Genomic DNA, 25811 nt, shown 5'->3' on the forward strand with positions numbered 1-25811 from the left:
CATGTACCCAGATCGTGTTGTTTCCGGTATGCGCCCGACAGGCACCATGCATCTTGGCCATTACCACGGCGCCCTGAAAAACTGGATCAGGATGCAGTCGCAACAGCCCTGCCTGTTTTTCGTGGCCGACTGGCACGCCCTGACCACGCATTACGACGACCCCACGATCATCGAGCGCAGCACCTGGGACATGCTGGTCGACTGGCTGGCGGCCGGGATCGACCCCTCGCAGGCGACCCTGTTCATCCAGTCGCGCGTGCCCGAGCATGCGGAACTGCACCTGCTGCTGTCGATGGCCACGCCGCTCGGCTGGCTCGAACGGGTGCCGACCTACAAGGACCAGATCGATAACCTCAGCAGTAAGGATCTGGCCACCTATGGCTTTCTGGGCTACCCGCTGTTGCAGGCGGCCGACGTGCTGATCTACCGCGCGACCCAGGTGCCGGTGGGCGACGACCAGGTGCCGCACATCGAAATGATGCGCGAGATCGCGCGCCGCTTCAATCATATGTATGGCAAGGAAAAAGGCTTCGAGGAAAAGGCCATGGAAGCGGTCAAGAAGCTCGGCAGCAAGCGCGCCCGGCTGTACCTGGAACTGCGCACCGCGTACCAGCAGGATGGCAAGGACGATGCGCTGGAGCAAGCCCATGCCATGCTGGGCGATGCCCAAAGCCTGTCGATGATCGACCGCGAGCGGCTGTTCGGCTACCTGGAAGGCAGCCGCAAGCTGATCCTGGTCGAGCCGCAGGCCAAGCTGACGGTGGCATCGCGCCTGCCCGGGCTGGACGGGCGTAAAATGTCTAAAAGTTACGGCAACGCTATTTCCCTGCGCGAAGACAAGGAGTCGGTGGTCAAGAAGGTGCGCACCATGCCGACCGATCCGGCGCGCGTGCGCCGTACCGACCCCGGCGATCCGCGCACATGCCCGGTGTGGCAATTGCACGAAGTTTATTCCGACGAAGCAACCCGCGACTCGGTGGTCAAGGGCTGCACCACGGCCGGCATCGGCTGCATCGAATGCAAGCAGCCGGTGATCGACGCCATCGTCAAGGAACAGGAACCGATGCACGAACGTGCCCAGCAATACCTGGACGACCCCTCGCTGGTGCGCGCCATCGTGGCCGATGGCTGCGAAACGGCGCGCAAGCTGGCGCAGGAAACGATGCGCGATGTGCGCGAAGCGATGGGCCTGGCTTACACTTGATAAAGGAATTCCTGATGACCGACACACTCCACTCCGACGCATCCGCCTGGATCGCCCGCTTCGCACCGCTGGCGCCGCGCGGCGAGGCGCTCGACCTGGCCTGCGGCACTGGCCGCCACGCGCGCCTGCTGGCCGCGCTCGGCCACCCGGTGCTCGCGCTCGACCGCGACCCCGATGCACTGGCCGCCGCGGCGGGCGAGGGCATCACCACGCTGCAGTTCGACCTCGAAGACGGCACCCTGGCCTGGCCTTTCGAGGAAGGGCGCTTTGCCGTGATCGTGGTGACCAATTACCTGCACCGGCCGCTCATTCCCGCGCTGGTGCGCAGCCTGGCCGCGGGCGGCTTGCTGATCTATGAAACGTTTGCATGCGGAAATGAAGAATTCGGCCGCCCGAGCAATCCCGCCTTTTTGCTGCACGAAGGCGAGCTGCTGCGCCAGGCGGCGGCCCATCAGCTGCGCGTGCTGGCGTTCGAAGACGGATTTACCAGCGTGCCCAAGGCGGCCATGGTGCAGCGCCTGTGCGCCGCCGGGGCCGATTTTGCGCGCGCCGATGCCCGTCTGGACGGCGGCGCGGCGCCGACCGAAGCGCGATTCTAGTCAACAATGAACCATTCCGGCGGACGATCCGCTACAATCAGGCTTTTACTTACCAGCATAGTTACCTACATATGATCAAGGGCAGCATAGTAGCAATCGTCACCCCGATGCATGCAGACGGCAGTCTGGACCATCCGGGCCTGCGCAAGCTGATCGACTGGCACATCGCCGAGGGTACCGATGGCATCGTCATCGTCGGCACCACGGGCGAATCGGCCACCGTCAGCGTCGAGGAACACTGCGAACTGGTCAAGCTGGCCGTCGAACATGCCAAGGGCCGCATTCCGATCATTGCCGGCACCGGTGGCAATTCGACCGCCGAAGCGATCAAGCTGACCGAATTTGCCAAGGATGTCGGGGCCGATGCCGCGCTGGTGGTGGTGCCTTACTACAACCGTCCGACCCAGGAAGGCATGTACCGCCACTTCAAGGCCATCGCCGAAGCGGTCGACCTGCCGCTCATTTTGTACAACGTGCCGGGCCGTACCGTGGCCGACATGAGCAACGACACCGTCGTGCGCCTGTCCGCCATCCCGAACATCGTCGGCCTCAAGGATGCGACCGGCAACATCGGGCGCGGCCTGGAATTGCTGCGCAATGTAGACAAATCGTTCGCCGTGTATTCGGGGGACGACCCGACCGCGATCGCACTGATGCTGTGCGGTGGCGCCGGCAACATTTCGGTCACGGCCAACGTGGCGCCGCGCGCGATGCACGAACTGTGCGTGGCCGCGATGGGTGGCGACATCGCCCGCGCCGTCGAGATCAACGACAAGGTCATGCCGCTGCACCAGAAACTGTTTATCGAGCCGAACCCGGTCCCGGTCAAATGGGCGATGGCGGAAATGGGCCTGATGCCTGACGGCATCCGCCTGCCCCTGGCGCCGCTGGGGCCAGACTGCCACGACGCGGTCCGCGCCGCCCTGCGCGAAGCCGGCGTCCTACCACAGCCCTGACCCGCAAGGGTCGGATCATCCCAGACACCAGCTGCCTTTCAGCTTCTCATCCAGTAACGACATGACTATTCGCAAGACAATTAACAAGGCCTCGGCCATGGCAGTCCCCCCGGCGGCAACGCGCACCCTGGTGCTTTCGGCGCTGATGGTCAGCCTGTCCGGCTGCGGCATGATCAGTTCCGTCATCGAACAGGACAAGCTCGATTACCGCGGCGCCAAGAAAGCGGCGTCGCTGGACGTGCCGCCCGACCTGACCCAGCTCGAGCGCGACAACCGCTACAGTATTCCCGAAACGCGCGGCGTGGCCAGCGCCTCGACCTACCAGCAGCCCAAGGGCACGACGGCGATGCCGGCGGCGGGCGGGCAGGCGGTGGCGGTCGCCGGCGGCGACGGCATCAAGGTCGAGCGCAGCGGCAACCAGCGCTGGCTGGTGGTGAACCAGACGCCGGAGCAGCTGTGGCCGCAGCTCAAGCAGTTCTGGGCCGATTCGGGCTTCACCGTCATCAGCGAGTCGGCCACCACCGGCACCATGGAGACCGACTGGGCCGAAAACCGCTCGAAGATCCCGCAAGACATCATCCGCCAGTCGATCGGCAAGGTATTCGATTCGCTGTACTCGACCGGCGAGCGCGACAAGTTCCGCACGCGCCTGGAGCGCACCCCGAACGGCACCGAAATCTACATCAGCCACCGCGGCGCGGAAGAAGTGCTGGTCGGTTCGCAAAAGGATTCGACCACCTGGACCGTGCGTCCGAACGATCCGGGCCTGGAAGCGCAATTCCTGAGCCGCCTGCTGGCCAAGCTGTCGGGCATCGCCGACGTCAAGCCGGCCGAAGCGGCCGTGGCGGCGGCGGTCGCCGTTCCCCAGAACGCCAAGCTGGTGGGCGATACGGTGGAAGTGGCCGAAGGTTTCGACCGCGCCTGGCGCCGGGTTGGCCTGGCGCTGGACCGGGTCGGCTTCACGGTGGAAGACCGCGACCGCGTGCAGGGCGTGTATTTCGTGCGCTACGTCGATCCCGACCTGGCCGACAAGGACGGTTTCCTGAGCAAGCTGTTCAGCTTTGGCGCATCCTCCGACAAAGCCAAGGAAGCGCAGCGCTTCCGCGTGACGGTCAAGTCCGAAGCGGGTGCGACGGTGAGCAAGGTGGCGGTACAGAGCAACGACGGCAAGGCGGAAACGTCGCCGACCGGTGCCAAGATCCTGAAACTGCTGAGCGACGAATTGAAGTAAGGTTCGACGCAGCAATAAAAAAACCGGCCGAGGCCGGTTTTTTTACGTCCATGCAACTTCTCGCGCGATGCCGGCTTGGTCGGGAACGACGGGCCGCAGGCACAGCCCCGGCATGCAAATCCGTAGGCGAAAAAAAACCGGCCCGCAGGCCGGTCTTTCAAATCGTGCTGATTACTTGGCAGCCGATGCAGCAGCCGAAGCTGCGGTCGATGCGGCAACCGATGCGGCAGCAGCAGCGTCAGCTGCTACGGAAGCGGCCGAAGCAGCGGTAGCTGCTGCGTTAGCGGCTTCGGTTGCTGCTGGAACTGGAGCGTCAACTGGAGCTGCTGGTGGGGTAACCGCTGCTGGGGTTTCCACAACTGGGGTTGGGGTAACAACTGCTTCTGGTTCTTTTTTGGTGCAAGCAGCCAGGGCAACAGCCAACAGGGAGACGATCAGCAAAGATTTTTTCATGGGTTTTCCTTAATTAATTCACTAAATTATGACTACGTATGTTGCGATGAATAATTACCGGTAATTATCGCTCGTTAGGGAATTCTCGTTAGCTTTCGAACCTGTAATGGTGCTTGACAGACAACGGAAACTTCCTAACCCGATATTATAGCTAAATTTGGTGCTCCGCAATAGCGGGAAGATGCTTTTATGGAAGCTTTTTGCGAACTGGCAACATTCATGTTGTGATAAAAGGCATCTTTGTGCTCATTTCATCGGCCAATTTGCTGCATCTCCGATTTATATTCTGACGCCGCCGTTTCGGGCCTTACAAACCCTTACAAACCAGTCGTGGTCGGATGTAACGTTGAAACCGCCTCCATCCAGATTCCCGAAAATCTTTCCTGGCTCAGTTCGGTCGCCTGCGGCGTATCGAAGGCGGCTTCACCGCGCATGTGGTCGCTGTGAAAGCGGCGCACGATATGCATGCCGTCCGCGATGCAGAAGGAATCGGTCAGGTGATGCAGCGAACGGGGCGTGGCGCGGGCCTCGATCTTGTGGTTGAACTCGCGCAGCAGGCGCAGGAAGCGCGGATAGTGGCGTTCGATATAGGCGCTCCGATGCATGGCGATCTGGATGGCGCCACCGCCGGCCAGGAAATGCCGCAGTGCGGCATCGGTCTCGGTGCCGCCAAGCGGAAAGACCGAAAAATCCGGATCGAACAATTGCAAGGTGGACCGCGCCCGCCCCAGGCAGTCGCGTAGCTGCGCCTCGAATTCGGCGTGCGAGTTGAACGGCAGTGCGGTGGCGTCGGTCATGGCAATTCCTTTAGGCGAGTTCAATCCATCCATCCTGGTACCAGGTGTACAGCGCTTCCATCACATCGTCGGACGCGCCAGCCAAGGCGGCGCCGGGCAGGGCGCGCTCGTTGGCCAGCACGTCGAGCACGGCCTTGTCGGCGCGGCCGACGGCGAACGATTCGCCGTTGATGAATACGTGCTTGCCACGATACAGCATCTGCGACTTGAGCGAGAGCACCACGCCGCGCTTGGCGGCAGTCTCGGCGAAGCGTCCCATCGTCAGCGGTTTGGCCGGGCCGGTGAAGAACACATTGTGCTTCGGTTCGGACATGTGCTCGCCGACGAAAATCGTCACGTCTTCTTCGGTGAAGCGCACCTTGTTCATTTCTTCATTGATCGCCGCCAGCATGTTGCGCGGGATTTCGGCCGGGTTCTTGGCCACTTCCAGGTCCGGATCGGCATAGCGGCCCGGCAGGTCGATCGAGTCGGCCATGAATTGCAGGAACGCTTCGCCCAGTTCCTGATAGGACGGCGAACGGAAACCGATCGAGTACGTCATGCACTCGCCCTCGGCCACGCCATCGTGCGCGTAGTGGGGCGGCAGGTACAGCATGTCGCCCGGTTCAAGCAGGAATTCTTCCTGCGGCTTGAAGTGCTTGAGGATCTTGAGCGGCTTGCCTTCGACCAGCGACAAGTCCTTTTGCGCGCCGATGCGCCAGCGCCGCTTGCCGTGCGCCTGCAACAGGAACACATCGTAGGAGTCGAAGTGCGGGCCGACCCCGCCGCCATCGGTGGCGTAGCTGATCATCAGGTCGTCCAGGCGCGCGTCCGGAATGAAACGGAACTGGCGCAGCAGCGCGTCGGCGCCCTTGTCGGCCAGGTTGGCGCCCTGCACCAGCATGGTCCATTCGCGCTGCGTGCGTGGCGGCAATTCAGTCAGCGGGCCGTGCTGCATGTCCCACTCGCCGTCGACCTGGGTGATCAGGCGCGATTCGACATGGTTCAGCTTGGCGAGCGCGGCCAGGGCATCGAGCTTGAGCAGCGGCTTGAAGCCGGGGATCGCCTGGCGGATCAAGAGCGGTTTCTTGTGCCAGTAATCGCGTAAAAACTGGGCGGGCGTGATATCGCCCAAGAGCGTTAATTTTTTCATGCGACATTATAACCAAGTCCGAAACAGGGCAAGGCGGCGGGGAGGTATAATCCGCCAGTACACACTGAAAGGAAGCACTATGAAGATTGCCAAAAACACGGTCGTAACGGTCAAATACAAATTGTCCGACGCGCAGAACAATCTGATCGAAGACGGCAGCAAGCCGATGGTCTATCTTCACGGCGGCTATGAGAATACCCTGCCGAAGATTGAAGAAGAACTCGATGGCAAGGAAACGGGCTATGCCTGCGTCCTGCAGATCGAGCCGGACGATGCGTTCGGCGACTACGACTCCTCGCTGGTCAAGGTCGAAGCGCGCGAGCGCCTGCCGGAGCCGCTCGAAGTCGGCATGCAGTTCGAAGGCATGCCCGACGGCCCGGACGGCTCCGAAGAAGCAATGATCTTCACCGTCACCGACATCGCCGACGACAAGGTTGTCCTCGACGGCAATCACCCGCTGGCCGGCATGGCGCTGCGCTTCGAACTGGAAGTGACCGACGTGCGCGACGCACTCGATGTCGAGATCGCGCACGGCCACGTGCACGGCGCGCATGGCCACGACCACGACGACGAGGATGATGACGGCGAAGAGGGCGACCACTTCCGCAGCCACCCCGTGCATTAAAACCTGGCATGCAGGGCGGCCGGCGGCCGCCTGACATCTGTATCTGCGCGGTGCCGCGGCCCAGGCCCGGCACCGCGTCCGTTTTACGGTTTCTGAAGCAGGAACATCTTCTCGCTGCCTGGCGCCACGCGCATGCGCAGCACGCTCGAACCCACGCTCACATGTCCCAGGTTGCCACGCCAGGCAATCGCCGGTGCCGGTCCCGCTGGCGCGGCGGTATCGACCAGCAGCACCTTCCCCGCGAATTTTTGCGCCAGCGTCACCACCTGCTGGCGCGCCGCCGCATAGCCGTCCTCGCGGCTGTCGTTTGACCCCAGCATGGACAGCAGGCCCGGTTTGTCGCTGTGCGCCTTCAGGTTCCCTTCGGTAAACAGCACCAGCGCGTCGAGCTTTTTGCGCTGGGCCGTGCCGAACAGGCGCTTGAGCCAGAAGCGGTTGGCCACGGCGCGGTCCTCGAACTCGCTGTTGCGACCCGCCTCGGGTCGGTAGTGATTGTTATCGGACGGCAGATTCATGGTCGCATACAGCACGTTCCCGACGATCCAGTGCGCGTTCTCGGCGTAGCTGCGGAACTGCGAACTGCTCGACAGGCGCAGCAAGGGCAAGGTGCGCTTGCCGAGCGACTCGGCGTCGGGATAGAACAACTCGCGCATGCGGTTCAGGCGGTCCACCGCCAGCTGGCTGCCGGCGGCATTCATGCAGCCGCTCCAGTCGCTGGCGGCCGGCGCCACGATCATCGGCCGGCGCGCCTGCGCGAACAGGTCGCGCCGCTGCGTGTACAACTCGTCGCTGCACGGCTCGCGCTCGCCCTTGATGCCGGTGGCGACCACGAAGGCGACCGCGCCATCGTCGCTGGCGGCGATGGCTTGCTCGAGCTGGGCGTCGCCGCCGCCGTCGGTGAAGCGGTGGCCGATGATGGCGAACTGGTAGGGTGCCGGTCCCTTCACGGCCGCCGCGCGGGCCTGCGCGGCGGCGGCATCGGCCTGCACCGCGAGCAGGGCGGCGCACAGGAGCGCGGCAAGTGGTGCGCTGCGCATCATGGCGTGGCCAGGCGCTTGAGCTGGTACAACTGCTCAAGCGCTTCGCGCGGGGTCAGGGCGTCGGGGTCGATGGCGGCCAGCGCGTCGTGCAGGGCATCGGCCGCCGTATCGTGCGCGCCGGCCGGCTCCGCGTCGTCCGGTTCCACGCACGGCAGCGCGAACAGGTCGAGCTGCGGCGTGGTGTCGAGTGCCTGCGATTCGAGCCGCGCCAGGTGCTTGCGCGCGGCCTTGATCACCGCCTGCGGCACGCCGGCCAGTTGCGCCACCTGCAAGCCGTAGCTCTGCGAGGCCGGTCCGGCCTGCACCGCGTGCAGGAAGACGATGCTGTCCTTGTGTTCGACCGCCGACAGGTGCACGTTGGCCGCGCTCGGGTGGCTTTCGGGCAGCTGGGTCAGTTCGAAATAATGGGTCGCGAACAGGGTGAAGCTGCGGCTCGTGTCGATCAGGTGGCGTGCGATGGCCCAGGCCAGCGCCAGGCCGTCGAAGGTCGAGGTGCCGCGTCCCACTTCATCCATCAGCACCAGCGACTGCGCGGTGGCGCCGTTGAGGATCGCCGCCGATTCCGTCATCTCCACCATGAAGGTCGAGCGCCCGCCGGCCAGGTCGTCGGTGGCGCCGATGCGGGTGAAGATGCGGTCGATCGGGCCGATGGTCGCGCTGGCGGCCGGCACGTAGCTGCCGATGTAGGCCAGCAGCGTGATCAAGGCCACCTGGCGCATGAAGGTCGATTTACCGCCCATGTTCGGGCCCGTGATCAGCAGCAGGCGGCGTTCGTCGTTGAACTTGCAGTCGTTGGCGATGAAGCGTTCGATCTGCTTTTCCACCACCGGGTGGCGGCCTTCGCAGATGACCAGGCAGGGCTCGCCCACCAGTTGCGGCGCGCACCAGTTGTGCTGCAGCGCGTGGGTGGCCAGCGCGGTCAGGGTGTCGAGCTGCGCCAGGCCCTGCGAAATGGTTTGCAGGGTGCCGATGTGCGGCGCCAGGTCGGCCAGCAGCTGGTCGTACAGGATTTTTTCGCGCACCAGCGCCTTGTCTTGCGCCGACAGGGCCTTGTCCTCGAAGACCTTCAGTTCCGGCGTGATGTAGCGCTCGGCGTTTTTCAGGGTCTGGCGGCGGCGGTAATCGTCCGGCACCTTGTCGGTCTGGCCGTGCGTGACCTCGATGTAGAAGCCGTGCACCTTGTTGTACTCGACACGCAGGTTGGCGATGCCGGTGCGGGCGCGCTCGCGCGTTTCAAGGTCGACCAGGAACTGGCCGGCGTTTTCGGACAGGCCGCGCAGTTCGTCGAGTTCCGCATCGAAGCCGCGTGCGAACACGCCGCCGTCGCGCACCATGGCCGCCGGTTCCGGAGCGACCGCGCGTTCGAGCAGGTCGAGGCAGATGGCGGGCGTGGCCAGCGCGTCGTGGATGGTCGAGAGCAGGCTTTCTTCCCCCGCGGTGAAGGCTTGCTGCACCGAGTGGCGCAAGGCCGGCAGCTGGCGCAGGCCGTCGCGCAGGCTGGCCAGGTCGCGCGGGCGGGCCGAGAGCAGCGCGATGCGCGTGGTGATGCGTTCGATGTCCGGCACGTCGGCCAGGGTGGCCGACAGCGCGCCGGCGGCGTCGCTCTGGGCCAGCGCGGCGATGGCCGCATGGCGTGCGCGTGCCACGTTCTGGTCGCGCCGCGCATGGTGCAGCCAGTGGCGCAGCAGGCGTGAACCCATCGCCGTGCGGCAGTGGTCGAGCAGCGAGAAGAGGGTGGGCGACTCCTGGCCGCGGATGGTTTCGGTCAGTTCCAGGTTGCGGCGGGTGGCGGCATCGAGCCCGATGAATTCGTTCTCGGTTTCGGTCGACAGGCTGCGCACATGCTGCAGGCCGCGGCCCTGGGTCGACTGGGCGTAGCGCAGCAGCGCGCCGGCCGCGCCGAACGCGGCGCCCAGGCCATCGGCGCCGAAACCGGTGAGGGTGGCCACGCCCAGCTGGTCGAGCAGGGCCTTGTGGCCGCCCACGACATCGAAATGCCAGTCCGGCACGCGCTGGGTGTGGGCGGTGCCGTCGTCTTCGAACAGCTCGGCGCCGCTACCGTCACTGCGCAGGATTTCGGCCGGGGCGATGCGTTCGAGTTCCTGCTGCAGGCGCAGGCCGACGGTGCGGCTGTCGCCCGAGAATTCCATCAGTTTCAGGCCGCCGCTGGCCAGCGACAGCCATGCCAGGCCCGTGGTGACGACCTTGCGCTGGCTGATCATGCACATGGCCAGCAGCGGGCGTTCGGCTTTTTCGGGCAGCAGGTCGGCGTCGGTCAGGGTGCCGGGGGTGACCACGCGCATGACCTTGCGCTCGACCGGGCCCTTGCTGGTGGCCGGGTCGCCAATCTGTTCGCAGATGGCGCATGACTCGCCGAGTTTGACCAGTTTGGCCAGGTACGGGTCCAGCGAGTGGAACGGGATGCCGCACATCTTGATCGGGTTGCCGTTCGAGGCGCCGCGCGCGGTCAGGGTGATGCCGAGGATGCGCGCCGCTTTTTCGGCGTCGTCGTGGAACAGCTCATAGAAGTCGCCCATGCGGTAGAAGACCAGCATGGTCGGGTACTCGGCCTTGATGCGCAGATATTGCTGCATCATCGGCGTGTGCTTTTCGGTCGCGCCGTTCTTGATGGCGGCGGCGTTGATTTCGGTCGGGGGTGTGGTCATGTGTTCTTTGTCGTTGAGGCCGGCAGGTCTTAAGTTGCCCGCCAGGGTGCGACGCGGCGCTGCGTTTATAGTAAGGGCGCCATTTTACCGCTTTCGTGCAGAGGTGCAGGGTAAGGCGCGACGATTCCGAACGAATCACGGCGTTGGAGCGACCATCGGAGAAAATCGGGGAGGGGCATTCGGTCAGGAGAACGCGGGATCAGGCGTCAACATGAATGATTGGCTTGTGAAAGGCGCCAATCACGATCACGTCATCGATGATCTGCGCCGCCAGTCTCACCCGGCCATTTAGTAAATTAAATCCGATGATGGTGTACGACCCGTCGAACGAGGTCTCGTAGAAATCGACAGCTGCGGCGCTGGCAAACTGGCTCCAGGGCGTTCCGGTATGACTTTGCAGCGCTTGCAACACGCGCCTGTAAACTGCCAGGTCGTCAAATTTCAGTTTGTTGAGCTGGTGCGAAAAACTGGGCCAGAAATGTCAAACTGAGCAATACTCGGATAAGCTATCAAGCGGCATCTTGCGCTTCATCCAGGAGCCGCGCGAAGTCTCCTTTCGACAAGGGGCGCGGTGGCGTGACGCGCGCCCGCTTTGCGTTTTCTTGAAGCGCGCAAACGGTCAGTTCGCTGAACCCGGCGCAAGCCAGCGGTGCAGGTGCCGCGTCGTTGAGCGCTTTTTCATTGTTTTCCTTAGCCAAGTTGATGTGTTTATGCGGCTTACGGGCCATGATAGCCTCCGTGTGTGATGACGTCCTTCCGACGCTATTATCAAACAGCCTCGTCAGTCTCTATATGCCAGCAGAGAGCGTGGCAGTCTTGCCAGACCCCGCTCGGGTGCGAGAGTCCGAACTTCTTCCTGGAAAGAACGAGGAATCGAGACGGTTTCATGGATAAATTCTATCACGGCGTGCGGGGCATGCGCTGAAGCGCGCCCTCAACGGCGGTGAAATCACGAATCCCAACATCGTTTGCGCTGGGCTCCTCACAAAATTCCCAATGACCCTCATTAATACAAACAATGAGGCGCTCAGCCCATCTTGTCGTATCATAGAAACCAATGAGAGCTTCTCATTCGATAGTTTTTCTTAACCCACAAATTCACGCACGAGGATACCCATGTCGCTGATCAATACGCAAATTCCGGATTTCAAAACCCAAGCTTTCCACAACGGCAAATTTGTAGAAGTGTCGAACGAGTCGATGAAGGGCAAGTGGTCGGTCGTGATTTTCATGCCTGCCGCGTTCACCTTCAACTGCCCGACCGAAGTCGAAGATGCGGCCCAGAACTACGCTGAATTCCAGAAAGCGAACTCGGAAGTGTACATCGTCACCACCGACACTCACTTCTCGCACAAGGTCTGGCACGAAACGTCGCCTGCCGTTGGCCAGGCCAAGTTCCCGCTGGTTGGCGATCCAACCCACAAACTGTCCCGCGCGTTCGGCGTGCATATCGAAGAAGAAGGCCTGGCACTGCGCGGCACCTTCATCATCAATCCGGAAGGCGTCATCAAGACCCTGGAAATCCATGACAACGCCATCGCCCGTGATGTCAAGGAAACCCTGCGCAAGCTCAAGGCTGCCCAGTTCGTTGCCGCCAACCCAGGCCAGGTATGCCCGGCCAAGTGGAACGAAGGCGCGAAAACCCTGACCCCATCGCTGGACCTGGTCGGCAAGATCTAAATTGTTGTAAACAGGGACGGAGCGGCGCCTTGCGCTTCCCTCCCTGCACCGGGAACCAGCCCGACGGTTCCCGGATTTAATTCAAGGCACTTTCTTACGGATATCAACATGCTTGACGCCACTCTCAAAACCCAGTTGCAAGGCTATTTGCAAAACCTGCGCGCGCCGATTCGTCTCATCGCAACGCTCGATCATAGCGAAAAAAGTGCCGAACTGCGTGAACTGCTGGCCGAGATCAGCAGCCTGTCCGATAAAGTCAGTGTTGACGAGTCGGGCACCGATAGCCGCAAGCCCTCGTTTGTGATCGCCCGCGAAGGCGAGACCCACGGCGTGCGCTTCGCCGCCATTCCGCTCGGCCATGAATTCACCTCGCTGGTGCTGGCCCTGCTGTGGACCGGCGGCCATCCGCCCAAAGTGGAACCCGAAGTGATCGAGGCCATCAAGGCGCTCGATGAAGCCATGGATTTCGACGTCTATATGTCCCTGTCCTGCCACAACTGCCCCGACGTGGTGCAGGCAGCGACCTTGATGGCGGTCTTCAATCCGAAGATCCGTACCGTGATCATCGATGGTGGTTTGTTCCCGTCGGAAGTCGAGACGCGCCAGGTCATGGCGGTCCCGATGGTCTTCAAGAATGACAGCATGTTTACTTCCGGTCATATGACTGTGGAAGAACTCGTCGCCAGGCTCGACGTGAATTCGGCTGAACGTGAAGCCAAAAAGCTCAATCAAAAGTCCGCCTTTGACATGCTGATCGTCGGCGGCGGCCCGGCCGGCGCGGCCGCTGCCGTGTACGCGGCGCGCAAAGGCATCCGTGTCGGCGTGGCGGCGGAGCGCTTCGGCGGCCAGGTCAACGATACCATGGCCATCGAAAACTATATCTCGGTGCTGGAAACGGACGGCCCCACATTCGCCGCCGCCCTCGAGGCGCAGGTCCGGCACTATGAAGTCGACATCATGAACCTGCAGCGGGCCGAGCGCATCGTTCCGGCCGCCACGCCGGGGGGGCTGGTCGAAGTGCATATGCAAAACGGCGGCGTGCTCAAGGCCCGCAGCGTGATCGTCTCGACCGGCGCGCGCTGGCGCAACGTCAACGTGCCCGGCGAAGCCGAGTACAAGAACAAGGGCGTGGCGTACTGCCCGCATTGCGACGGCCCCTTGTTCAAAGGCAAGCGCGTGGCGGTGATTGGCGGCGGCAATTCCGGCGTGGAAGCGGCGATCGACCTGGCCGGCATCGTCCAGCACGTGACGCTGGTCGAGTTTGCCGATGCGCTCAAGGCCGATGCGGTCCTGGTCAACAAGCTCAAGAGCCTTTCCAACGTCACGATCCACGTGAATGCCCAGACCACCGAGATTACCGGTGACGCCCAAAAGGTCAATGGCCTGGGCTACAAGGACCGTGCCACCGATACGGCGCATCACGTGGCGCTGGAAGGGGTGTTCGTGCAAATCGGCCTGGTGCCGAATACCGAATTCCTGAAAGGAACTTTGGAGCTGAGCAAGTACGGCGAGATCGTTGTCGATGCCAAATGCCACACCAGTGTGCCGGGCGTGTTTGCCGCCGGCGATGTGACCACGGTGCCGTACAAGCAGATCGTCGTCGCCGCGGGCGAAGGATCGAAAGCCGCGCTCAGTGCGTTCGACTACCTGATTCGCCAACCGGTGGTGAGCAGTGTTGCCAATGAAGAGGAAGTAGCGCTGGCTGCCTGATCGCAGTAGCGTTTCACTTCACATAGAAACCGCCCGGCTTGAAACCGGGCGGTTTTTTTGCGTCTGCGAACGGGGCGCCTGTCGCCAATGAACTTTTTCTCAGGAAATGCAACTGCCCGCCGTACCGGTTTTTCCGCAATCGGGACAGCATGTTCGTGCCGCCGCTGCGTGATGTGGCGCAGACGCGTGCGCACTCACCGGCCTATTCTTGAAAAGGGCCACGCCGCACCGGTCCGGGCCGGGTTCGTGTTCATCGAACCTATCCGATTTCCGTCAAGGAGTCTTTCATGTTCATCCCCTGGCATTGCTTCAGACTGGTCCTGATTGCCGCCATCACGCTGCCGCTGGCGGCCCCGGCGGCGACGCGCTACAGCGTCACCACGGTCGGCATCGCCGGCAGCAGCGCGCGCGACATCAACCTGAGCGGTCACGTGCTCGGCGCCTATACCGACGGCAGCGGCGCCATGCGTGGCTTCCTCAACACCGGCGGCGCGCCGCTCGACCTCGGTTCCCTCGGCGGCGACACCTTTGCCGGCGCCCTCAGCGACAGCGCCCTGGTAGTGGGGTCCTCGGCCAACCGCGCCGGCGACGATCGCGCGTTCAGCTACGCCAATGGCGCCATGCGCGATCTCGGTACGCTGGGCGGCATGTACAGCAGAGGCTACGGCGTCAATCATCAGGGCGATATCGTCGGCAGCTCCAGCACCGGCAATCCGGACGAATGGAACCTGGAGCGGGCATTCGTGATGTCCGGCGGCGTGATGCGCAACATCGGCACCTTACCCAACGGCGACATGAGCCGCGCGCGGGCCATCAACAATGCCGGCCAGGTCACCGGGCTGTCCTCGGTCAGCACCGATGGCGGTCCCGAACATCCTTACCACGCCTTTCTTTACAGCGGCGGCGTCATGACCGATCTGGGCACCTTGGGTGGGCTGTACAGCGAGGCTTATGCGATCAACGACCGCGGCGCAGTCGTGGGGAGCGCCGGCAGCATGGAGGAGTATCCATCCGGCCACGGGATCCGGCACGCCTTCCTGTATGTCAACGGTGTGATGACCGACCTCGGTACCCTGGGCGGCGAGGAAGCCGGCAGTACGGCCTTCGACATCAACAACCTTGGCCACATCGTTGGCGAAGGCAACAGCGGCAGCGTGCAGCGCGCTTTCCTGTACGAAAATGGCGCCCTGCGCGACCTGAACACGCTGATCGATCCCACCGCCGGCTGGATGCTGCAGGAGGCGCGCGCCATCAACGACCTGCAGCAGATCGCCGCCACCGGCTGCAAGGATGGCCAGTGCTACGCCTTGCGGCTCGATCCGACCAGCGCCGTGCCCGAGCCCGACACTTACGCGGTGCTGCTCCTGGGCCTGTGCATGGTTGGCTTTGCCGCGCATCGCGCCACTGGCGTGGGCGCCAACCGCACGGTGTCGAGCAGCGGGCGGCACGGCGCGGCCGCGCCGCCGTTCGCCCGGTGAGCAATGTCCTTGACGGCGGCTAGGCCGCGCGCAAGGGCAGCGGAGATGGTCGTTACACGCCGCAGTAGGCGGTCTTGACGGTGGTGAAGAACTCGGCCGCGTAAGTGCCCTGTTCGCGCGAACCGTAGCTCGACCCTTTGCGTCCGCCGAAAGGCACGTGGTAGTCGACGCCCGCGGTCGGCACGTTGACCATCACCATGCCCGCTTCGGCGTGGCGCTTGAAGTGGGTTGCGTACTTGAGCGAGGTGGTGACGATGCCGCTGGCCAGGCCGAACTCGGTATCGTTGGCCATCGCCAGCGCGTGCTCGTAGCTGTCGGCCGGAATCACCATGCCGACCGGGCCAAAGATTTCTTCGCGGCTGATGCGCATGTCGTTGCTGCAGTCCGTGAACAGGGCAGGGCGCAGGAAGAAGCCCGGCGTCGCGCATTCCACACGCTCGCCGCCGAAGGCCAGGGTCGCGCCTTCTTCGCGGCCGATGCCGATGTATTCCATGTCCTGGTCGAGCTGGCTCTGGTCGACCACCGGGCCGATGTCGACGCCGGCGCCGAGGGCGTCGCCCACCGTCAATGTGGCCAGTTTCTCGCGCATGGCGGCCACGAACGCCGGGTAGATGCCTTTTTCGACGATCAGGCGGCTCGACGCCGTGCAGCGCTGGCCGGTCGAAAAGAACGAGCCCTGCACCGCGCAGTTGACGGCGGTGGCGAGGTCGGCGTCGTTGAGGACGATCAGCGGATTCTTGCCGCCCATTTCGATCTGCACCTTGGCCATGCGGCCGATGGCGGCGGACGCCACCTTGGCGCCGGTCGCGGCCGAGCCGGTGAAGCTGATCGCGTTGACCCGGCGGTCATGCAGGAAAGCCTGGCCGACCACGCTGCCGCGGCCCATCACCAGGTTGAACACGCCCGGCGGCAGGCCGGCGCGGCTGATGATTTCGGTCAGGGCCCAGACGCTGGCGGGCACCAGTTCGGCCGGCTTGATCAGTACGCAGTTGCCGTAGGCCAGGGCCGGCGCAATTTTCCAGGATGGGATGGCAATCGGGAAGTTCCACGGCGCGATGATGCCGACCACGCCGACCGGCTCGCGCGTGACTTCCACGTCGAGGTTCGGGCGCACGGACGGCAGCTTGTCGCCGCGCAGGCGCAGGCATTCCTGGGCGAAGAATTTGAAGATGGCGCCGGCGCGGGCGACTTCGCCGATGCCTTCCGGACGGGTCTTGCCTTCTTCGCGCGAGAGCAGGGTGCCGAGCTCTTCTTTGCGGGCCAGGATTTCGCTGCCGATCTTGTCGAGCGCATCGGCGCGCATCTGGATGTTGGACAGCGCCCAGCCGGGCGCGGCGGCAGCGGCGGCGGCGATCGCCAGCTCGGTCTGCTGCGCGTCGGCCTGGGCGTAGTGGCCGATGATGTCGTTCGTGTTCGAGGGATTGATGTTGGCGGACGACGAAGCGCCGTCGACCCAGGCGCCGTTGATATAGTTCTGTTTCATGGAAGCTTTCTGCGTGGCTCGCAAGGGACCGCGATGCGTGTTTATCAAAAAACAAGAGCTTACCATTGCGGGAGGAATGCTGCCCGAGGGCGCCGCTGGATGATAGGGGATTGTGCCGATTGCGGCGTGGTTGGCGCGTTTCTGTGACCTATAAACGTTGCTCCCTCCTCCCCGTCGTTCCCGCCGAGTGCCGCCTTGGCGCGGGAAGTCGTTCCTGCCAATGGCAGGAACGACGGGGCAAAGCTTAGTACTTGTAATGCAAAGCCAACCCCACCGCCCGGTCGTAACGGCGCGTATCGCGCACCAGGCCCGGGTCCTTGTTGAAGTAATCGTGGTACGGCTGGTCCAGCAGATTATTCCCATCCAGGGTCACGGTCAGCTGCTTGCTGATCCGGTACGACAGCGACCCGTCCAAGGACCGCAGCGGCGCCACATACAAGTCCAGCTTGTCATTGCCCCGATAGCGTTCCTCGGCCGTGAACTTCGAGCGCCAGTTGTAGGCCAAACGCGCCGACCACGCCTCCTTCTCATACAGCCCCACCAGGTTATACGAGGTCTTCGACATCCCCAGGAACGACGACTCGCGCCCGTCCGGATTGGTCTGCTTGCCGGTGATGTAAGTAAAGTTCGCCTCCAGCCCCAGTCCGCCCAGCATCCCCGGCAGGAAGTCGTAAAACTGCCGGTAATTCATCTCGACGCCTTCCAGATTGGCTTGGGTCAAATTGTAGCGGCGCGTCACATCGTACTCGCGGCCGTTGATGATTTCGCGCGCCGCTTTCTCCACCGAACGGTCGGTGAACTTGTGCTGGAAAATCGTGCCGGTCAGGGAACCGGTGGGCGCGAAATACCACTCCAGCGCCACGTCGATATTATCCGACCTGGTCGGCCGCAGATTCGGATTGCCCGCCGCGCCGGTGCCGACAATGCCCGAGGTGGTTGGCGTCGCCGCCACCCCTTCGGTCAGCCGCAGCGCCGGATTGTAATCGGCAAACGCCGGCCGCTCGACCGCGCGGCCGCTGATCAGGCGCGCCACCAGGGTCGGCGCGAGTTCCGCGCGCAGTGCCAGGCTCGGCAGCACATCGGTGCGGCTGGTATCGACCGATACCGGCGCGACCACGCCGACGATGGACGAATTGCCCTTGAGCGTCTGCTCGGTGCGCACCACGCGCGCGCCCACCACGCCGCTGATCGGCACGCCCATATGGAAACCGAACTTGGCCTTCGCGTACAAGGCCGAGGTACGCTCCACGTCGCTGTAGTACGACAGCGGATTGTCTTCCAGCTGCGCGGGCGAACCGGTCAGGATGGTGCGCACGACGTCGGTATGGTCCAGGATGTAGTTATGGTCGGCCACCACGTAGCGGTTCACGCCATAGTTGCCCCCGGTCGGTGCCGACAAAGTCCACAAGCCCGGAAAGCGGCTCGCCGCGACGCCATTTTGCGGACTATTGGCGTACCACATGTCGCGGATGCCGCGCGACGACGCCTTGCGCTCGGCCAGGCGCACGCCGCCGGAAAGTTCCTTCACAAAACTGAGCAGGCCATTCTCGCTGGCGTCGTAGATCACATCGCCGCGCCAGTCGTTTGAGGTGCCCTGGCGCGCGTTGGCGATGTCGGTGCCGCCGCGCACACGGAATTTGGCGTCGTCCGGGTCTTCCATGTTCGTGCCCGGGAAGTCCAGGTAACCGCCGCCCGAGCGCACCGCGCCCAGGAAGCCGCGCGCCGTGTAATCGAAGTCGAAAATCACGCGCCGCTCCTTGAAGTAGCTGGCGGTGCGCGCCGCTTCCGTGGTCAAGCGCAGATTGGGCGTGGCGTCCCAGCGCGCACCGAGGGCCACCTGTTCGTTGGTCACATCGTGCTGGTAAGCCTGGGTCGACGAGAAGCCCGGCGCATCCTGGTTCAGGCGCGTGATGGTGTCGAGATTGTTCGTGCCCGGCTTGGTCGTGATGGTCGCGCCGGCGAAGTGCGGCGGGAACCCGATCATGAAATTGTTCTGGAAGCGGTGGTCGATATTCGTGCGAAAGCCTTCGGCAAACACTTCCACGGCCGGACTCGGACGCCATTGCAGCGCGAAGTTACCCGCCTCGCGCTTGCGGTCGCCGTTGCCCATGAAGCGGCCGAAGTTTTCGGCCCCGGTCACGCCATTGTCGATCGGGATCGGAAAGCCGGCGAATGCCACTTCATCGTGATAGCGCCCGCGCTGGTACGACAGGCCAACCAGCGCACCGATTTCGCCAATGCCGGTTTTCCAGCGGTCGCTGAGCATCGCGCTCACGTCGGGATTATTGGTCTTGGCCTTGTCGCGGTTCTCCACGCGCGCGTTCAGGTTGACCTGCCGGCCCTTGAAGTCGAACGGGCGGTTGGTGCGCACGTCGATCACGCCGGCGGTGCCGCCTTCGGGCAGGTCGCCGCCCTGGGTCTTGTAGACATCGATCCGCTGCAGCATGGAGGCCGGCACATCGGAAAGGTACAGGCTGCGGCCGGTGTCGGAGAAAAATTCGCGGCCGTTGAGGAGAGCGACCACGCCGCCCAGGCCGCGGATGATCACCGTGCCAGCTTCGCCGCCGCCCCGCGTGACCTGTACGCCTGGGACGCGCTGCAGGATTTCGGCCACATTCTTGTCGGGGAATTTGCCGATATCGTCGGCGACGATGGAGTCGACCACCTGGTCGGCGTTCTTCTTGATCGTTTGCGCGCTTTGCGCGGCTTTGCGCACGCCGCTGACGGTGACGACGGCGGTGTCAGCGGGGGCGGGGATCGCTTCCTGGGCGGCGACCGAGACGTGACTGAGCATGCCGGCGCCGAGCAGGGATGCGACCAGCGATTTGAGGGCGATCGGACGGGCCGTGCGGGCGCGGCCGCAGGCGGGGGCGGAATGTTTCATGGGTCTCCAATGATCGTTATTGAGCTAAATGCTCTTATTTGCCCGAATCATAGGGGACACGCAGAAATTGCTCCAATCATGTTTTTGCCGTGGCCGATACCGATCTTGGTATCGGCGGGGCTTTTCGGCGCATGTGTTTCCTAACCGGGGTCAGAGCTCCGATTCGAAACAAAAAACATTTCTAGTCGGAGGTCTGACCCCGGTTAGGCAACACTGCCAGCCGGCCTAGTCGTCGTTTTGCCAGAACGCCCCATTCTCCACAAACACCACCGTCGTGCGTGGCGGGATGCTGAAGGTGCCGCTGGCACGCTCGTACGTTGCCGTCCTGGCGAGCCGGTCGTTGTCGGACTTGCGCTGTACCTTGTGCACTGCCAGCTTGCGCCCCTTGAGTTCATCGATCGTGATGGTCTTCGCGACCTTGTCGACGTTGAAGAAGGTCGTCACGCTGCCGTACTTCGCGCCCGGATAACGGCGCCCGTCGATGCTCATCGCAATCAAGCCTTCCATCTGCCGCGGCCCCACGTTGTGGAACCTGAGCCGCTCGCTCACATCCCTGGCGCTGCGCAGGCGGAACAGGGTAGTGTCGTTGCGGATTTCGAGCAGGTCGAGGAAGTAGTCGCGCGCCGATACAATCGCCGCCGTATCGGGCTTGATCAGCGCATTGGCCAGGATCGGGGACATCAGTTCCCAATTGGCCTTGTTCACGCCCGCCATCGGCAAGCCGACGCCGAAGTTATTCGACTGGTATGAAAAGTCGAGGCGGTTGAACCAGTCGCCCGCGTTGTAGCTGTCGCGGTCGAGCGACTTCGACCTCAGGATTTCCTGCCCCGCGTGGAAGAACGGCACGCCCTGCGACAGCATGTTGATCGCCGCGCCCAGGTTTTGCACGCGCACGCGCTCGGCCAGGCTGGTCGCCTGCGGCAGCTTGAAGGCGTTCAGGTCGAACAGGGTCTGGTTGTCATGCGCTTCGACATAGTTGATGGTCTCGGCCGGACTGGCGGCGAATCCCGCCTTCTGCCCGGCATAATCGATGTCCGCATTCTTGCGCACGACGCCCGTGCGGTCGGTGAAGCTGTAGTCGCGCAGGGTGCCCGACAAGCCCACCTTGATCAAGTCGCCCAGGCGCAGCAGGTCGTCCTTGGTTTGCGTGCTGGTCGCATTCGGATCGAGAAAGGCGCCGTTGATGAAGCCCTGCTGGCTGATCAGATCGGCCCCGCCATCGCAGCAGCCGCCGCCACGCACGGCATCGCGCAGGCGGTCGTTGAATGAGCCGATGCTGCTGCCGAACATGTTGGCCTGGCGCGCCTGCACGAAGCGCGCGTCGTTGCCGACCACGCCGAAGTTCCAGGCTTCGCCGTACAGGTAGATGTCGCGCTGGGCGGCGCGGTCGACCGTCGCTTTCAGCCTGGTGAGGACCGACAGCGGCGCCATGCCCATGATATCGAAGCGGAAGCTGTCGACCTTGTAGTCGGTGGCCCAGGTGACGACCGAATCGATCATCAGCTTGGCCATCATGGCGTTTTCGGCGGCAGTGTCGGCGCAGCAGCTGTCGTTGATGATGCCGCCGCTCGGGTTGAGGCGGTAGTAGTACGCCGGCACGATCTTGTCGAGCACCGACAGCGGGCTTTGCTGCGAGCCGCTGGTGTGGTTGTAGACCACGTCCATCGTCACGCGCAAGCCTTGTTCATGGAGCGACTTGACCATCGCGCGAAATTCGCGCACGCGCACCGCGCCATCGTTGGCATCGGTCGCGAAGCTGCCATCGGGCGCGCTGTAATGGACCGGATCGTAGCCCCAGTTGAAGCAGTCGCTGTCGCCGGCGGCGGCCACCGCGGCTTGCTGCGCCTCGGCGTTGGCGGCGGCGTTCGGAATGGCCGGCGTGGCGCAGCCGGTTTCGTTGACGCTGGCGATGTCGAAACTTGGCAGCAGGTGGATGTGGCTCATGCCTGCGCGCTGCAATGCGCGCAGGTGGCGCATGCCGTTCGAATGCACATCGGTGAAGGCGAGGAATTTGCCGCGATGGTGTGCCGGCACCGTGGTGTCGCTGGCGCTGAAATCGCGCACCTGCAGTTCGTACAGGGAGATATCGGTCGGATGCTCCAGGCGCGGAATCGGATGATAATCCCAGCCGGACGGTTTGAGCGCGGCGCTGTCGAGGTTCGCGATGAAGCTGCGCTGGCCGTTGGCGTTCAGGCTCAGTGAGTACGGATCGGTGACCACGTTGCTCACCACCGTGTTATTGGCCCAGCGCGACAGCACATTGACGGTGTAGGTGTAGTAGGCGCGGTTGGTCCAGGCGGCGTTGGGGGCGGTGTAGTGCCACACGCCGCTGGAGGCGTCGCGCGCCATCGGCACGGTCGTTGCGCTGGCCGTGCCGGCGTTCGCGTACACATTGAGTGCGACCGATTTGGCGGTCGGCGCCCACACGCGGAAGGTCGGCACGCCGGCCCGGTTGAAGGTGGCGCCGAGCGCGCTGTTGGCGGCGGCCGGGGCGAACAGGGCGTCGAGCAGGCCGCTCGTTTGCAGGGACGTGACCTGTACCAGCTTGCCGGCGGCGTCGAATTGGGCGATGGCGAACTGGCCGCTGACCTTGGCGGGCAGGCCGGCCACGTCGGCGCCAGAGACCGTCAACGCGGTGGACGCGGCCAGGTGTGGATACTTCGCTTGCAGCGCCGGGCTCAATGCGCCGGAAACGCGTAGGTCGATGCTGCCATCGGCGCCGGTCACGCCACCGGGTGCGGAATCGAGGCCGCCGTTGGCCGCGTAAAACAGCTTGTAGCTGGCACCGGCGGGCGTGCCCGGCCACACCACGGTATCGGGCGAGAGCCAGTGCGCAGCGGCGTTGGCCAGGTTGCCGAAGCTGATTGCCGGAGCGCTGGTGTAGACCTTGCAATCGCCTTCGAGCAGCCAGACTTCCTGGCCGCGGGCGGCGATGTCCGGCGCAAAGTCGCCGGTCTGGTCGCTGGCGCAGTTCTTGTTGCCGCTGCCATCGGTGAGCAGGAAATCGATTTTCGTTTTGGTGGTGTCAACCGGAATGTCGACATAACCGCCGTAGCTATCGCTGGCGGCCAGCATGAAGCGGTCCTTGATCCATTCCACGCTGGGCTTGGCCGGACCCGACCAGGAATACACGCCCCACTGGGCTTCGTCGCGCTGGGCGCGCCGGTAATGCATGCGGATGGTGCCGGGCGCCACGGCCGCCACCGACACCCAGGCACGCTGGACCGACTCGGACATCATTGTTGGCGTTGCAGGGGCGCTGGTGGTGTCGGCACCGCCGCAGGCGGCCAGCAGGCTGGCGCAGAAACTGGCGCCGAGCAGGCGCTGGAAAGTAGGGTATGAAGTAATACTACCTAGAGAATGCATGTGCAACTCCTGAAGAGGGTGATGTGCGGCGGCGCCCTTGTCTTTAATACGTCGTTGTTGTGACGCCATTGTCGATAGGCTGAAAGCCTATGTAATATTACTACACATCGTTTCATGAGTTATAAGAAAATCAAGGCGAACGCCAGCCGCCGCCGGCGCGGGCGGCCATAGGAAAAGAAAGGCGGGGGCGTACTTGCGCTACGGGCGGATCAGGGCAGGGCCCACAGCCAGCGCACGATGTGGAAGAAGACGGGCGCGGCGAAGCCGAGCGAATCGAGGCGGTCCATGTAACCGCCGTGGCCGGCGATACCCGTGCCCCAATCCTTGGCGCCGAGCGAACGCTTCACGCCCGACATGACCAGGCCGCCCATGGCGCCGCCGACGACGATCAGCGCGGCCATGCCGGCCGCCTGCAGCGGCGTGAACGGCGTGACGAACGACAGCAGGGCGCCGATCAGCATGGTGGCCAGGCCGCCGCCGATCAAGCCTTCCCAGGTCTTGGCCGGGCTCAGTTTGGGCGCCAGCTTGTGCTTGCCGAGCAGCTTGCCGAACACATACTGCAGCACATCGCTGATCTGCACGGTGAAGATGAAGAAAAACAGCAACTGGGCGTTGTGGCCTTCGAAGTTCGGGATATTGAGCATCAGCAGCGCCGGCGCATGGCTGACGCCGTACACGCAGATCATTACCGCGAACAGGATGCGCGCATTGCGCGACAGGAAGTCGTCCGTATCCTGGCTGATCGCGCTGGCGGCCGAGATGAGGAAAAAGATATATACCGGGATCATGATCGCGAACAGGCCGTACCACTCGGTCCACAGCAGCCAGTACTGGGCCGGCAGGGCGATGAAGAAGGCGATGAACAGCGGCCAGTAATCGCTCTTGCGGGTGGGCGTGAGGGTGAGGAATTCGCGCAGCGCCATCAGCGAGGCAAAGCCGAACACCACGATCGTCACGTAACGGCCCAGGATCAGCGCCGAAAACAGCACGCCGGCCATGACCCACCACGCGTTGACGCGGGCGTTCAGGTTGACGATGGTCGCGCTGCCCGGATGCTTGAGCCGGAGCACGAAGCCGACCGCCGAGGCGACGATCAGGATCGCCAGCAGAATCTGGCCGGTAAGAATGAATTGGGGTGTCATAGGAACAGCCTCAGAAGGTATCCGCCAGGTCGCACACGGCCTGGTGCATGCGGGCGAGGAAGGTTTCCTTATCCTCGCCGCGGTCGTTGTACAGCGGCGCGCCGAAATGCGAGCGGCACAGCAGCGGCAACGGCAGCGGGGCGCCCTTGGGCAGCGCGCGGTGCAGGTTTTGCTGGTACACCGGGACCAGGGCCAGGGTCGGCCGGTCACGGCTCAGGTGATACAGCCCGGATTTGAATTCGCCCGGCAAGGTCGCATCCTTGCGCGTTCCCTCGGGAAACACGATCAGCGAATCCTGCTGGTCGAGCGCCTCTGTCAGCGGCACCAAAGCGTCGGCGCCGCCCTTGGCGCGGTCGACCAGCACCACGTTCAGCAAGCTGTGCGCGATGTAGCGGCGCAGTGCCGTCTTGTCCCAGTAGTCAGCGCCGGCAACCGGGCGCGTGCGGTCGCGCATGATGGGCGGAATGGCGGCCAGCAAGCCCGTCGTATCGAGATGGCTGGTGTGATTGGCGAAATACACGCAGGGATGGACGGGCGGCACGTCGTAAAAAGCGGCGCCGCCCACGATCAGACGCTGCAGGCCGAGCAAGGCGTCGCGCTGGATGCGGAAGAACGCGTTCACTGCCTGGCTTTCTGTTCGAGCTGGCGGCACAGGGCCAGCGTGCGTGTGACGCAGGTGACCAGGCTGAGTAGGGCGATGAGGGCCGTGGCCACGCCCATGGTGGGGTAGCCGAGCGGAAGCACCGGGACGACGGCGGCGACCAGGCAGGCCACGGTGAGGACGGCCATCCGGTGCTGCTTGGCCATGGGGCCGCGGAAATCGTGGCCGAGGCCGCAGGAAGCGCCATACACGCGCACGTAGGCGGTCAGCGCGGCGGCCAGGGCTGCGAGCCAGCCGAGCACGGGATCGGCGGCGGCATAGCCGGCGGCGACCAGCAGCAGCGAATCGGCGATACGGTCGGGGAATTCGTTGAACACGGGGCCGAGCGGCGTGGCCTTGTTGTACTCGACGGCCACCATGCCATCGAACAGATTGCACAAGAGGCGGCCCTGGATACACAGCGCGGCGGCGACCAGGTACGGGGCGGAATGCTGCATGAAGAGACCGCCGCGTATGAGCGCAGCGGCGCCGAGGGCGGCAAAGACGATGCTGAGAACGGAAATCTGATTGGGGCTGATGCCTCTGCCGGCCAGCCATCGTGCCATCCGCCGCGCCCAGCCGGCATCGCGGACGGTGATAGGCCGGCGGTCCGATTCATCTTGTTGCGTCATGACATCTTTTATTGATAGTAGAGGCGGCCCAGTGTAGTTGTTATTTAACTGTCTATCAACATTAATATTTTTACTCTGTGCAACTCATGCACA

Annotated in this window: 21 protein-coding genes; 8 read left to right on the forward strand and 13 right to left on the reverse strand. The window is 63.7% G+C overall.

Translation table 11 applies throughout. The features are described 5' to 3' along the window. The first annotated feature begins 1 nt into the window (after nucleotide 1). The 4 genes from RBA40_RS26010 to bamC all read left to right on the forward strand — a co-directional run bounded on the left by RBA40_RS26010 (nucleotide 2) and on the right by bamC (nucleotide 3990). Nucleotides 2-1204 carry a tryptophan--tRNA ligase gene (locus tag RBA40_RS26010; protein WP_306651126.1) on the forward strand — a complete coding sequence of 401 codons (1203 nt, stop codon included), beginning with the start codon at nucleotides 2-4 and terminating at the stop codon, nucleotides 1202-1204. Nucleotides 1205-1218: 14 nt separating this feature from the next. Then, complete coding sequence (locus tag RBA40_RS26015; protein WP_306651127.1) at nucleotides 1219-1803, forward strand: class I SAM-dependent methyltransferase; 585 nt, start codon at nucleotides 1219-1221, stop codon at nucleotides 1801-1803. A 71-nt stretch (nucleotides 1804-1874) separates the two neighbouring features. After that, entirely contained in the window at nucleotides 1875-2759 is an 885-nt protein-coding gene (gene dapA / locus RBA40_RS26020; protein WP_306651129.1) for a 4-hydroxy-tetrahydrodipicolinate synthase, read from the forward strand. 97 nt (nucleotides 2760-2856) lie between these two features. Then, nucleotides 2857-3990: an NlpB/DapX family lipoprotein gene (gene bamC, locus RBA40_RS26025; protein ID WP_306651130.1), complete on the forward strand. Its 1134-nt coding sequence runs from the start codon at nucleotides 2857-2859 to the stop codon at nucleotides 3988-3990. 171 nt (nucleotides 3991-4161) lie between these two features. Here the strand turns inward: bamC and RBA40_RS26030 are convergent, their stop codons facing one another. The 3 genes from RBA40_RS26030 to RBA40_RS26040 all read right to left on the reverse strand — a co-directional run bounded on the left by RBA40_RS26030 (nucleotide 4162) and on the right by RBA40_RS26040 (nucleotide 6372). After that, the gene (locus RBA40_RS26030) at nucleotides 4162-4443 is read right to left on the reverse strand and encodes a hypothetical protein (RefSeq protein WP_099875822.1); all 282 of its coding nucleotides are present in this window, start codon (nucleotides 4441-4443) and stop codon (nucleotides 4162-4164) included. Nucleotides 4444-4760: 317 nt separating this feature from the next. Next, complete coding sequence (locus tag RBA40_RS26035) at nucleotides 4761-5240, reverse strand: DUF7931 domain-containing protein (RefSeq protein ID WP_306651131.1); 480 nt, start codon at nucleotides 5238-5240, stop codon at nucleotides 4761-4763. A 10-nt stretch (nucleotides 5241-5250) separates the two neighbouring features. Further along, nucleotides 5251-6372 (reverse strand): cupin domain-containing protein, encoded by a 1122-nt coding sequence (locus tag RBA40_RS26040; RefSeq protein WP_306651133.1) that lies wholly within the window; start codon nucleotides 6370-6372, stop codon nucleotides 5251-5253. 79 nt (nucleotides 6373-6451) lie between these two features. On the opposite strand from RBA40_RS26040, the gene RBA40_RS26045 reads away from it, so the two are divergent. Then, the gene (locus RBA40_RS26045; RefSeq protein ID WP_206089651.1) at nucleotides 6452-6997 is read left to right on the forward strand and encodes an FKBP-type peptidyl-prolyl cis-trans isomerase; all 546 of its coding nucleotides are present in this window, start codon (nucleotides 6452-6454) and stop codon (nucleotides 6995-6997) included. A gap of 83 nt (nucleotides 6998-7080) precedes the next feature. On the opposite strand, the gene RBA40_RS26050 is transcribed toward RBA40_RS26045, so the two are convergent. The 4 genes from RBA40_RS26050 to RBA40_RS26065 all read right to left on the reverse strand — a co-directional run bounded on the left by RBA40_RS26050 (nucleotide 7081) and on the right by RBA40_RS26065 (nucleotide 11431). Next, complete coding sequence (locus RBA40_RS26050) at nucleotides 7081-8037, reverse strand: hypothetical protein (protein ID WP_306651135.1); 957 nt, start codon at nucleotides 8035-8037, stop codon at nucleotides 7081-7083. Next, nucleotides 8034-10703: a DNA mismatch repair protein MutS gene (gene mutS / locus RBA40_RS26055; RefSeq protein WP_306651137.1), complete on the reverse strand. Its 2670-nt coding sequence runs from the start codon at nucleotides 10701-10703 to the stop codon at nucleotides 8034-8036. The genes RBA40_RS26050 and mutS overlap by 4 nt, the downstream gene beginning before the upstream one ends. A 199-nt stretch (nucleotides 10704-10902) precedes the next feature. Continuing rightward, nucleotides 10903-11112: a hypothetical protein gene (locus RBA40_RS26060; RefSeq protein WP_306651139.1), complete on the reverse strand. Its 210-nt coding sequence runs from the start codon at nucleotides 11110-11112 to the stop codon at nucleotides 10903-10905. A 100-nt stretch (nucleotides 11113-11212) separates the two neighbouring features. Then, nucleotides 11213-11431 (reverse strand): hypothetical protein, encoded by a 219-nt coding sequence (locus RBA40_RS26065; protein WP_306651140.1) that lies wholly within the window; start codon nucleotides 11429-11431, stop codon nucleotides 11213-11215. Nucleotides 11432-11819: 388 nt separating this feature from the next. On the opposite strand from RBA40_RS26065, the gene ahpC reads away from it, so the two are divergent. The 3 genes from ahpC (at nucleotide 11820) to RBA40_RS26080 (ending at nucleotide 15571) form a co-directional block, all read left to right on the forward strand. After that, nucleotides 11820-12383: an alkyl hydroperoxide reductase subunit C gene (ahpC, locus tag RBA40_RS26070; protein WP_306651142.1), complete on the forward strand. Its 564-nt coding sequence runs from the start codon at nucleotides 11820-11822 to the stop codon at nucleotides 12381-12383. A 108-nt stretch (nucleotides 12384-12491) separates the two neighbouring features. Next, a complete protein-coding gene (ahpF, locus tag RBA40_RS26075) occupies nucleotides 12492-14093 on the forward strand; it encodes an alkyl hydroperoxide reductase subunit F (RefSeq protein WP_306651143.1) in 1602 nt (533 codons plus the stop codon). A 287-nt stretch (nucleotides 14094-14380) separates the two neighbouring features. Beyond that, the gene (locus RBA40_RS26080; RefSeq protein WP_306651144.1) at nucleotides 14381-15571 is read left to right on the forward strand and encodes a DUF3466 family protein; all 1191 of its coding nucleotides are present in this window, start codon (nucleotides 14381-14383) and stop codon (nucleotides 15569-15571) included. A gap of 52 nt (nucleotides 15572-15623) precedes the next feature. Here the strand turns inward: RBA40_RS26080 and RBA40_RS26085 are convergent, their stop codons facing one another. The 6 genes from RBA40_RS26085 to RBA40_RS26110 all read right to left on the reverse strand — a co-directional run bounded on the left by RBA40_RS26085 (nucleotide 15624) and on the right by RBA40_RS26110 (nucleotide 25718). Continuing rightward, a complete protein-coding gene (locus tag RBA40_RS26085) occupies nucleotides 15624-17054 on the reverse strand; it encodes an aldehyde dehydrogenase family protein (protein WP_306651145.1) in 1431 nt (476 codons plus the stop codon). A 244-nt stretch (nucleotides 17055-17298) separates the two neighbouring features. Beyond that, on the reverse strand, nucleotides 17299-19938 hold the full coding sequence (locus RBA40_RS26090) for a TonB-dependent receptor (RefSeq protein ID WP_306651147.1): 2640 nt from the start codon (nucleotides 19936-19938) through the stop codon (nucleotides 17299-17301). 225 nt (nucleotides 19939-20163) lie between these two features. Further along, nucleotides 20164-23304: an alpha-1,6-glucosidase domain-containing protein gene (locus tag RBA40_RS26095; protein ID WP_306651149.1), complete on the reverse strand. Its 3141-nt coding sequence runs from the start codon at nucleotides 23302-23304 to the stop codon at nucleotides 20164-20166. 209 nt (nucleotides 23305-23513) lie between these two features. Beyond that, nucleotides 23514-24446 (reverse strand): phosphatidate cytidylyltransferase, encoded by a 933-nt coding sequence (locus tag RBA40_RS26100; protein WP_306651151.1) that lies wholly within the window; start codon nucleotides 24444-24446, stop codon nucleotides 23514-23516. 10 nt (nucleotides 24447-24456) lie between these two features. After that, nucleotides 24457-25068, reverse strand: coding sequence for a lysophospholipid acyltransferase family protein (locus tag RBA40_RS26105; RefSeq protein WP_306651152.1), 612 nt, complete (start codon nucleotides 25066-25068; stop codon nucleotides 24457-24459). Further along, nucleotides 25065-25718, reverse strand: a complete 654-nt coding sequence (locus RBA40_RS26110; protein ID WP_306651153.1) for a CDP-alcohol phosphatidyltransferase family protein — start codon at nucleotides 25716-25718, stop codon at nucleotides 25065-25067. Before RBA40_RS26110 ends, RBA40_RS26105 begins: the two co-directional genes overlap by 4 nt. Nucleotides 25719-25811 lie beyond the last annotated feature (93 nt).

It is taken from the genome of Massilia pseudoviolaceinigra (assembly GCF_030846505.1).
GTDB classification, from domain to species: Bacteria; Pseudomonadota; Gammaproteobacteria; order Burkholderiales; family Burkholderiaceae_D; genus Telluria_A; species Telluria_A violaceinigra.